8 protein-coding genes and 1 pseudogene are annotated in these 9,166 nt (G+C 63.0%); 8 read left to right on the top strand and 1 reads right to left on the bottom strand.

Features of this window, described 5'->3' with window-relative positions; all coding sequences use genetic code 11:
• A partial coding sequence (locus P2Q66_RS01920) for a GH25 family lysozyme (RefSeq protein WP_275725130.1) occupies positions 1–2,909 on the bottom strand: 2,909 nt, incomplete at its 3' end.
• A 289-nt stretch (positions 2,910–3,198) separates the two neighbouring features.
• Between P2Q66_RS01920 and P2Q66_RS01915 the strand changes: the two genes are divergently transcribed.
• The 8 genes and pseudogenes from P2Q66_RS01915 (at position 3,199) to prfB (ending at position 9,109) form a co-directional block, all read left to right on the top strand.
• A complete protein-coding gene (locus P2Q66_RS01915; RefSeq protein WP_115525074.1) occupies positions 3,199–4,422 on the top strand; it encodes an ATPase, T2SS/T4P/T4SS family in 1,224 nt (407 codons plus the stop codon).
• Positions 4,419–5,278: pseudogene (locus tag P2Q66_RS01910) on the top strand (type II secretion system F family protein). Before P2Q66_RS01915 ends, P2Q66_RS01910 begins: the two are co-directional and overlap by 4 nt.
• On the top strand, positions 5,275–6,216 hold the full coding sequence (locus P2Q66_RS01905; protein WP_275725129.1) for a type II secretion system F family protein: 942 nt from the start codon (positions 5,275–5,277) through the stop codon (positions 6,214–6,216). The pseudogene P2Q66_RS01910 and the gene P2Q66_RS01905 overlap by 4 nt, the downstream one beginning before the upstream one ends.
• A gap of 82 nt (positions 6,217–6,298) precedes the next feature.
• Positions 6,299–6,508, top strand: coding sequence for a hypothetical protein (locus P2Q66_RS01900; RefSeq protein WP_275725128.1), 210 nt, complete (start codon positions 6,299–6,301; stop codon positions 6,506–6,508).
• Positions 6,509–6,512: 4 nt separating this feature from the next.
• The gene (locus P2Q66_RS01895) at positions 6,513–6,929 is read left to right on the top strand and encodes a TadE family protein (protein ID WP_275725126.1); all 417 of its coding nucleotides are present in this window, start codon (positions 6,513–6,515) and stop codon (positions 6,927–6,929) included.
• A gap of 142 nt (positions 6,930–7,071) precedes the next feature.
• Positions 7,072–7,485 carry a hypothetical protein gene (locus P2Q66_RS01890; RefSeq protein ID WP_345795616.1) on the top strand — a complete coding sequence of 138 codons (414 nt, stop codon included), beginning with the start codon at positions 7,072–7,074 and terminating at the stop codon, positions 7,483–7,485.
• Positions 7,482–7,919, top strand: a complete 438-nt coding sequence (locus P2Q66_RS01885) for a pilus assembly protein TadG-related protein (RefSeq protein ID WP_275725123.1) — start codon at positions 7,482–7,484, stop codon at positions 7,917–7,919. Before P2Q66_RS01890 ends, P2Q66_RS01885 begins: the two co-directional genes overlap by 4 nt.
• Positions 7,920–7,990: 71 nt before the next feature.
• A complete protein-coding gene (prfB, locus tag P2Q66_RS01880) occupies positions 7,991–9,109 on the top strand; it encodes a peptide chain release factor 2 (RefSeq protein ID WP_079597620.1) in 1,119 nt (372 codons plus the stop codon).
• Positions 9,110–9,166 lie beyond the last annotated feature (57 nt).

The following is a 9,166-nucleotide window of genomic DNA, read 5'->3' as shown; positions in this document are numbered from 1 at the left end:
CGCAAGGTGATCCTTGCTCCACCCGCCGTTGTCCAAGTGATGCTTCCACCCTGGAAGGTTTGGCTGCATGAAGACCTGTCCGCAGTGCAGGTCTGGCTGCTGGTTGGGTAGCCCAAAGCCCCGGCTTCGAATCCCTGTCCGGCCCAGCTCTGCTGGATCGGGCCGGGCACGATCAGGTGGGCTCCGCTTGCTGATGACCACATGACGGTGCCCTTCTCGAAGTTCTGGAAGCAGCCGTCATTCCGCAACCCACAAATGGTCCCGCTCGTGGGGTAGCCCAGTGAGCCGGATTCGTAGCCTGATGCGCCCCACCGTTCCCTGATGGGTGTTGAGGTCAGCGCCTGGGCTCCGGTGGCAGGAGAGTACATCACCGTTCCCTTGGCAAAGTTCTGGAAGCAGCCGTTATTCCTCAGCCCGCAGATCTGGCCGCTCACAGGGTAGCCGAGCTTGCCGCCTTCGAAACCTGTGCTGACCCAGGCATCACGGACCGGCCCGAACATAACCGCGTTCGCTCCGCTCCCGGCGGACCACATCACAGTTCCCGAGGAGTAGTTCTGGAAGCAGCCGCCGTCTACCAGGCCGCAGATTACGTCGGAAGCCGGGTATCCCAATGACCCGTTTTCGAAGCCGGTTTTTTGCCACAGATCACGGATCGGGCCGAGTAAGCTCGGCTGCGCTCCAGTGGCGGGTGAATACATGAGTGCCCCCTTGGCGAACATCTGGAAGCACCCGCCGTCTTTGAGCCCGCAGTACTGGCCGGACGTGGGGTAGCCGAGGCTGCCTGCGCCCCAACCCAAGCGTTCCCATCCTGCGGCCATCGGCCCGGCGGCTACTGTTTCGGGGGCAGTGGCGGCGGAATACCCAACGACGCCCTTTTCAAACGCCTGCCGGCACTCGGCCTGGACCGCTCCGCAGCTGGCAGGGCCGGCTGGATACCCCAGGCGGCCGTTCTCGAACCCGGATTTCTGCCAGTAATCGAGGATCCGCCCGGTGAGCGTGTGGGCGCCGGTGGCCGGTGAGAACAGAAGCGCGCCGCCCTGGAACAGCTGGTAGCAGCCGCCGCCGCGGAGGCCGCACACTTCTCCCGCGACCGGGAAGCCTATTGGCTCTCCCTTCGTGCGCGACGCTTTCCAGGTTTCGCCCATGCCCATGAAAACAGGCCAGGCTCCTGAAGTGGGCGTCCAGGCAACGACTCCACCGCTGAAGTTTTGGGTACAGAAGGAACTGGTGCAGTTTGCTTCGGCGTTCGGATAGCCCAGCAGGCCGTTTTCGTAGCCTGCTCGTCCCCACGCCTCCATCACTGGGCCGGGCTTGACCAGACGGGCGCCGGTGGCAGGGCTCCAGAGAACCGAACCGGCCTGGAACAGCTGGAAACATCCACCTGATTTGAGTCCACAAACCTGATCGCTGAGAGGGTATCCGAGACCTCCGTTTTCATATCCCTGGGCTGCCCAATGCTCACGGATTGCTCCGAACGGCACCAGGGCGGCACCGGTCGACGGGGACCACATGATGGACCCGCCCTGGTAGTTCTGGAAACAGCCGCCATTCTTGAGTCCGCAGATAACGCCGGACACGGGATAGCCCATCTGGCCGTTTTCGTATCCCTTCCGGGCCCAGGCGTCACGGATCGGTCCGGCCAGGCTTGGTTGTGCTCCGGCGGTCGGAGACCACATGACGATGCCGGCTTCATAGCCACGGAAGCATCCGCCGTCACGGAGGCCGCAAATTATCGTGGAAGTGGGTGCACCCAGGGAAGGCATGGAGGCACGGAATGCGTCGATGGCCTTGACCGCTGCGGGTGGAACGCCGCTGGTAGCGAAGGCCTTAAGGCCTGCGTAGTCGCCGTTCCACACGTTGGAGTCACCAGCGAACGGCCCGGTGCTGCTGTACTGCCAGATGCTGTAAGTACCCCAGCTTGCGGTGGGTACCGGTCCTGCGTTGTTGGTGGGCGCATCGGGGTAGGCCGCGATCCACAACGGGTAGTCACCGAAGCCGGCAGGATTTCCCAAGCACTGGTTCCACCAACTTGTATTGGTGTAGATGACGGGCAGCCTACCGGTGAGCGACTGCACGGTGTGGCCGAAGTCGCGTACCCAGGTCTGAAGCTGCGCCGGGGACATGTTGTAGCAGGTGTTCCCGAAGTAGAAGCCGTTGATGGTACGGCCTTCATAGGGGTTGAACTCAAAGTCCAGGACAGGAGGCATGGTGTACCCGTCTCCTGACCAGCCGCCGCCGTTCTGTACGAAGTACCGGGCCTGGTCTGCTCCGGACGACCAGTTCGGAATAGCGAAGTGGTAGGCGCCGCGGATCATTCCGACATTCCGTGCCCCTTGGTACTGGGAGCCGTAGGACGGGTTGGTGTAGTAGTTGCCTTCCGTGGCTTTCACGTAGGCGAAACGCGCACCCATATTCCACTGCTGCTGCCAGTCCACGCTTGGCTGGTGGCCGCTGACGTCCAGCCCCTGGATACCGAACGTTGGCATCCAGGTGCCCTCGGACGACAGCGATTCCGTACTCAGGCGCCGCAAGGACTCGGAGGGGGCTGACGCCGTGACCCGGGCTGAACGCTGGCCCATTTCCGCCCCACCTACGCCCACCGCCTCAGCCATGGATTGTGATGTCCCCGGCGAAGTCGCAACCGGCTGCGGTTCTCCTGTGGCTTTTTCCACTGGCCGCGGTTCTGCGGGGGCAGTTTGGGGCGTCGACGGGGCCCGTGCGCCCGTGGGCGCGGGGGCCGCGGTTGCCCCAGTGCTTCCATCACTGGAGGAAAGGGTTGGGGTAGGCGCGGGTTCGACGGCGGACGCAACGCTGACGAGGCCGGGGCCAGCTACCAGGGAGGCAGCCAGCAGCACTATCCCCAAAGTTTTCATGGCGGGGTGACGGGACTGAGACAGGTTCCGCTTCATATTTGCTCCGGAGACAATGTGGCGCTCCCGCGAGCGCTCATTTCGATAGCTGTTCAGGTTTTTCCCCCAGGGATACGCCTGACAGGTGGTGGTTCGACAATTAACGCGCTCACCATAGCACTGGTGTTACCAGCGGAACTAGTGGTTCTCTTGTTGCTCAAGTGATAGTTGTCGCACCGTTAGTTATCCACATTGAGCGCCCCTATGACTTGTTGCCGGGGTTTACCCTCCTTAGGCTGGACGCAATTGCACTGCCCGCGCTGGGCGGCAGTCATGTGGGGGAGTACTTATGGATGCTCTGGGGATAGTCGAGGACGAAGTCCGCGAGCTGATACGGCGCAAGGGCCTCGATCCGTTGCGGCAGGCCAGTGAGGTGCGCAGGCTTGTGGAAGCAGCCGTCATGGACTATGACGAGCGGGCCTTGATGGGACCGCTTCCGCCCCTCGGACCATTGGACTCGGCTCGCAGGTTCCTTTTCGATGCTGTGGCGGGATTCGGTGTCCTCCAGCCACTGCTCGACGACCCCTCAGTAGAAGAGATTTGGCTCAACGCGCCGAATGAAATCTTTGTTGCGCGCAACGGCGAATCCGAACTCACCTCGCTCAGCCTTTCCGACCAGCAAGTGCGCGACCTCGTGGAGCGGATGCTGAAGAGCTCCGGCAGGCGCCTTGACATGTCGTCTCCCTTCGTTGATGCGGCCCTGCCCGACGGCTCGAGGCTTCACGTGGTCATTCCGGATGTCACGCGCCGCCACTGGGCAGTGAACATCAGGAAGTTCGTTGTGAAGGCAACCCGGCTGGAACACCTTGTCGAGTTGGGCACTCTGACGCCCCAATCCGCCCGGTTTCTTGGTGCAGCAGTATCCAGTGGACTGAACATCCTGGTGTCCGGCGCCACCCAGGCAGGCAAGACGACGATGCTCAATTGCCTGGCGTCCAGCATCGGAAGCCGGGAGCGGGTCATTACGGTTGAAGAGATCTTCGAGCTGCAGTTCCCGTTGCGGGACGTTGTGGGGCTTCAGTGCCGCCAGCCGAACCTCGAAGGCGAAGGCGAAATTCCGCTCCGGCGCCTGGTGAAGGAAGCGCTCCGCATGCGGCCGGACCGCCTGGTGGTCGGTGAGGTGCGTGAAGCCGAGAGCCTGGACATGCTGATTGCCCTCAACTCAGGTCTTCCAGGCATGTGCACGGTGCACGCCAATTCTGCCCATGACGCAGTCACGAAGATCTGCACACTCCCACTGCTGGCCGGCGAGAATATTTCCAGCGCCTTCGTCGTTCCCACGGTCGCATCCTGCATCGACCTCGTGGTCCATTGCAGCCGGCAGGCGAACGGCCGGCGGGAGGTCACCGAGATCCTGTCCCTTGGCCGACGCGTAGAGAACGGCATCATCGAGTCATCGTTGGTTTTCGCCATGGCTGACGGCGTCCTGCAGCCCCGGGCGAACGCGATGCCGTCGGCGGAGAAATTTTCGCGTGCGGGCTATGATGTCGCTGCTTTGCTGGATCCCCGATGATCTCGGCACTGCTCGGAGTAACAACAGGAACGGGCCTTTTCCTCATCTGGTGGGCGTTCTGGGAGTCACCGCCGAAAAGGCCGCGGGAACGGAAGCCAAGCCGCCTGGGCGATCTTTTGGCAGCTGCGGGTGTCGACAAGGTTTCCGTGGGCGGGCTGGCGGGCACTTGCCTGGGCCTGGCGCTGTTTGTGGTCCTGGTGTTTTACGCCGTCAGCCGCTCGTGGCCCATCGCCGCATGCTTCGGACTTTTCGCCGGATGGTTGCCCGTCAGCGTCCTCCGCTGGCGCGCTAAAAAGCGTACGGCGTTACTGCGCCAGCTCTGGCCGGACGTCGTCGATCACCTTCGTTCGGCAATTCGCGCAGGACTGCCTTTGCCGGAGGCGCTGATCCAGCTGGGTGACAAAGGCCCGGAAGAACTGCGGCCGGCGTTTCGGGAGTTCGGCGCCGACTACCGGGCCGGGGGACATTTTGATGGGTCGTTGAACAAACTTAAGCACAAGCTTGCAGATCCGGTCGCTGACCGGATCGTCGAAGCCCTGCGTCTGACCCGGGAGGTCGGAGGGTCGGATCTGGGCAAACTGCTGGGTACGCTTGCCGAATTTTTGCGGGAGAGCGCGCGCACCCGCAGCGAACTCGAAGCCCGGCAGTCCTGGACCGTCAACGCCGCACGCCTTGCCGTAGCCGCGCCATGGATCGTCATGGTTCTCCTGGCTACACGGCCGGAAGCGGTACAGGCATACAACACACCGATGGGGGCAGCAGTGAGTTGCTCGGAGGGCTGGTGGTTTCGTTGATCTGCTACTCCACCATGCTGAGAATAGGCGCTCTTCCCCAGGATGAAAGGGTCCTCCGGTGACCGCTGTCTCTCCAGCCGCCGTCATATGCGGACTTGTCATGGGGATAGGCCTGTGGCTGGTCATCTTCAGGTCCCCGATGATGAGGGCAACAACTTTTGCGCAGCGGATTGAGCCGCAGCTCAAGGCCCAGAACGTTGAGTCGCGGCTCCTGCGCTCAGGAGAGCAGACGCTGACGCCCTTCGGGCCGCTTGAGAGGATCCTGCGCCCGGTGGTCCACGATGCCCTCGCGGCGCTGGGAAAGCTTAGCCCTTCACCGGGCGCGACCGCCCGTCGGCTGGCACAGGCGGGGATCAACAAATCTGCCATTGATTTCAGGGCTGAACAGCTGCTGTGGGCGGCCGCGGGATTCGCCCTCGCGTTGGCTCTGTCCCTCATTGGGGCTGCTTCCGGCAGGTTCAGTCCACTCGTCGCGGCCTTGATCATCATCGGAGGCGCTGCAGCAGGCTTCGTGCTGCGGGACTATTGGCTGGGCGTTCAGGTCCGCCAACGGGAAGCCCGGATGATGGCTGAATTCCCCAGCCTCGCTGAGCTCATGGCGCTCGCCGTCGGCGCCGGGGAGAGCGCCACCGGCGCCCTGGACAGGGTCTGCCGGAGCGCCAAGGGGGAGTTGGCCAAGGAGTTCTCGAAGATCCTCGCCGAGACACGGGCCGGCAAGCCGCTCGTCCTTGCCCTCCAGGAGTTCTCGTCGCGCACCGACCTGGCGCCGCTGGTGAGGTTCGTCGACGGCATCATTGTCGCCGTGGAGCGGGGCACACCCCTGGCTGACGTGCTTCGTGCCCAGGCCCAGGATGTCCGTGACACCGCAAAACGGGACCTGATGGAAGCCGCCGGCAAGAAAGAGATCGCCATGATGGTGCCACTCGTTTTTGGTGTGCTCCCGCTGACCGTCGTTTTCGCCGTCTTTCCGGGCATTGCGGCGATCAGCCTGGGTTTCTAGCGGTGGCACCGACCAACGGTGATGACCGGACCGTGGCGTCATGCCAAATCAACGCAGGAAGTACAGAGGAAGAGGAAGAGAAATGAAGAACGTAGGAATCCGCTGCGCAGTGTTGTTCCTGACTCTCGCAGATTCACGCCGCATGGCGAATGATCACCCTGAGCGGGGAGATGTGCCGGGGTGGGTCATGATCACCCTCATGTCCGCTGTCCTGGTGGCAGCCCTCCTGGCGCTCGCCGGACCAGCGTTGGAGTCCATGTTCAACCAGGCGATGGACAAGGTGGGCAGCTAAGCCCATGCCGGGTCCCGCCAAGGTAGTCAAAGGCGCCCCTGAACAGCCTGTATCGAGGGAACAAGGCTCGGCGGTGGTGGATTTTGTTTTGGTGGGAGGACTGCTCACCATGTTTTTCCTGGCGATCATCCAACTGGCGCTCGTTTTGCACGTCCGCAACACCTTAATTGATGCCGCCGCCTCGGGGGCCAGGTACGGAACCCTGGCGGACCGGGGAGCTGTCGACGCGGAAGAACGGACGCGTGCCCTCATTGTGACCGCGTTGAATCCTGGCTTTGCCGGCCAGGTCAGCACCACCGAGGTGACCGTGCAGGGATTGCGGACCCTGGAAGTGACCGTGCGGGCGCCGATGCCGGTCATTGGTCTGATCGGTCCGCGGGACATGCTGGAGGTGAAGGGACATGCTGCTGTGCAGCCCTGACGTCCGGTGGCGTTTTCGTGCCCGGCTGCGTGAGGCGCTCTGCCTGAAAACGGATACTGCAAACGTGGCCATGCGGGACATACGGAAGGTATGGCCGGGAGACAAGCAAACCCTGCCACACTATGCAAGGCCGCAGAAGTGCGTGCATGAGCAGGGGAGCGCGGTTGTTGAGTTCACGTTCCTGGCGCTCTTACTGATGGTTCCCCTCGTGTACTTCATCATCACCGTGGGACAAATACAGGGTGGTTCGTTTGCCGTGGTTGGGGCAGCTGACCAGGCCGCGAAGGTGTACGTCGCCCAGCCCGACACATCGTCAGCCCAGGCAGCCGCCGAACAAGCGGTAGCCATTGCGCTGGCTGACTTTGGGCACCGGCCGGAGGAGGCCACGGTGGCTATCAGCTGCGACCCCGCCGACTGCCACGCCGCGGGCACGGTGGTGACTGCAAACGTCAGGCTGGCAGTGCCCCTGCCATTTGTTCCTTTCCGTGACGGCCTCCGACTGTCCGCTACTGAGGTGGAGGCATCCGCAACCCAGGTGGTGGGAAGGTTCCGATGACGAAGAACGAAGACGGCCAGATGATGGTGATGATTTTGGGATACGTAGCGCTGGCCCTGCTCGTCACAACGGTTGTCATCGGTATCTCGGCCGTCTACCTCGAACACAAGCGGCTGCTGTCCCTCGCGGACGGCGCCTCGCTTGCGGCAGCGGACAGCTACACCCTGGGTGAAGTCGCAGCGCAGGATGGCAGCCCGTCGGCAGTGCTCAATCCTGCGCGGGTGCGAAATGTGGCGGCGGACTTCGTGGCCAGGAGCCCGGCGTCGGAACGGTTTGATGATCTGGCGGTGGCGGGGACGACAGGAACACCGGACGGTTCCACCGCCGTCGTGGTTCTCACGGCGGCAGTCCACCCGCCGGTAGTGAACTTCCTGATACCTGCCGGAATCCCGATAGAAGCAACGTCCACCGCCCGTTCGCGGTTGACGCGCTGAAGAACAGCACGGTGCTGCTGCTGGCGGGCGGGACCGGAGCCTTTCGCCGAATAGCGTAGGCTTAAACAACCATGGCCAATATTGATTTTTCCGCTGAAATCCGCGCCCTTCGCGCCACGTACGATTCCATCGAGCGAGTCTCCGATGTGGAAACTCTGAAGGAAGACATCGCCGAACTGAGCGAGCGGGCGGGCGAACCGGACCTTTGGGATGACCCTGCAGCGGCACAAAAAATCACTTCCCGGCTGTCCCACCGGCAGTCCGAGCTTGAACGCCTCAACACGTTGGCTTCACGGATTGATGATCTCGAAGTCCTCGTGGAGCTGGGGCAGGACGAGGATGACGCCGCTTCCATGGGGGAGGCGGCCGCAGAACTTGAGTCCATCAAAAAGGCACTCAAGGAGCTCGAAGTCGTCACCCTGCTGTCGGGTGAGTACGACGAACGCGAAGCCGTGGTCTCCATCCGCGCAGGCGCCGGCGGTGTGGACGCCGCCGACTTCGCCGAGATGCTGATGCGCATGTACCTCCGCTGGGCCGAGCGGCATGGCTACCCCACCACGGTCATGGACACGTCCTATGCCGAAGAGGCAGGCCTGAAGTCGGCCACCTTCGAGGTCAAGGCGCCCTACGCCTTCGGCACCCTCAGCGTCGAAGCCGGAACCCACCGCCTGGTCAGGATCAGCCCGTTCGACAACCAGGGCCGGCGGCAGACGTCGTTTGCTGCCGTGGAGGTCATTCCGCTGATCGAGCAAACGGACTCCATCGAGATCCCGGACAACGAAATCCGCGTGGACGTCTTCCGGTCGTCCGGCCCCGGCGGGCAGTCGGTCAACACCACGGACTCCGCGGTCCGCCTCACCCACATTCCGACGGGCACCGTGGTGTCCATGCAGAACGAAAAATCGCAGCTGCAAAACCGCGCCGCGGCCATGCGCGTCCTGCAGTCCAGGCTCCTGCTCCTCAAAAAGGAACAGGAGGATGCCGAGAAGAAGGCACTGGCAGGTGATGTCAAAGCGTCGTGGGGCGACCAGATGCGCTCCTACGTCCTCAACCCCTACCAGATGGTCAAGGACCTCCGGACCGAGCACGAGGTGGGAAATACCTCGGCCGTGTTCGACGGCGAAATCGACGATTTCATCGACGCCGGCATCCGCTGGCGTACCGACAACCGCAACGCGGAGAGTAAGTAGCCGCCGTTGAGAGGGTAACCGCAGTGCTGCCCTGGAGCGTTTGTCGCGACGAACCGT

The organism is Arthrobacter sp. Cr_A7 (assembly GCF_029222765.1).
In the GTDB taxonomy this organism is placed as follows: Bacteria; Actinomycetota; Actinomycetes; order Actinomycetales; family Micrococcaceae; genus Arthrobacter.
This window is presented reverse-complemented; position numbering and strand designations above follow the sequence as displayed.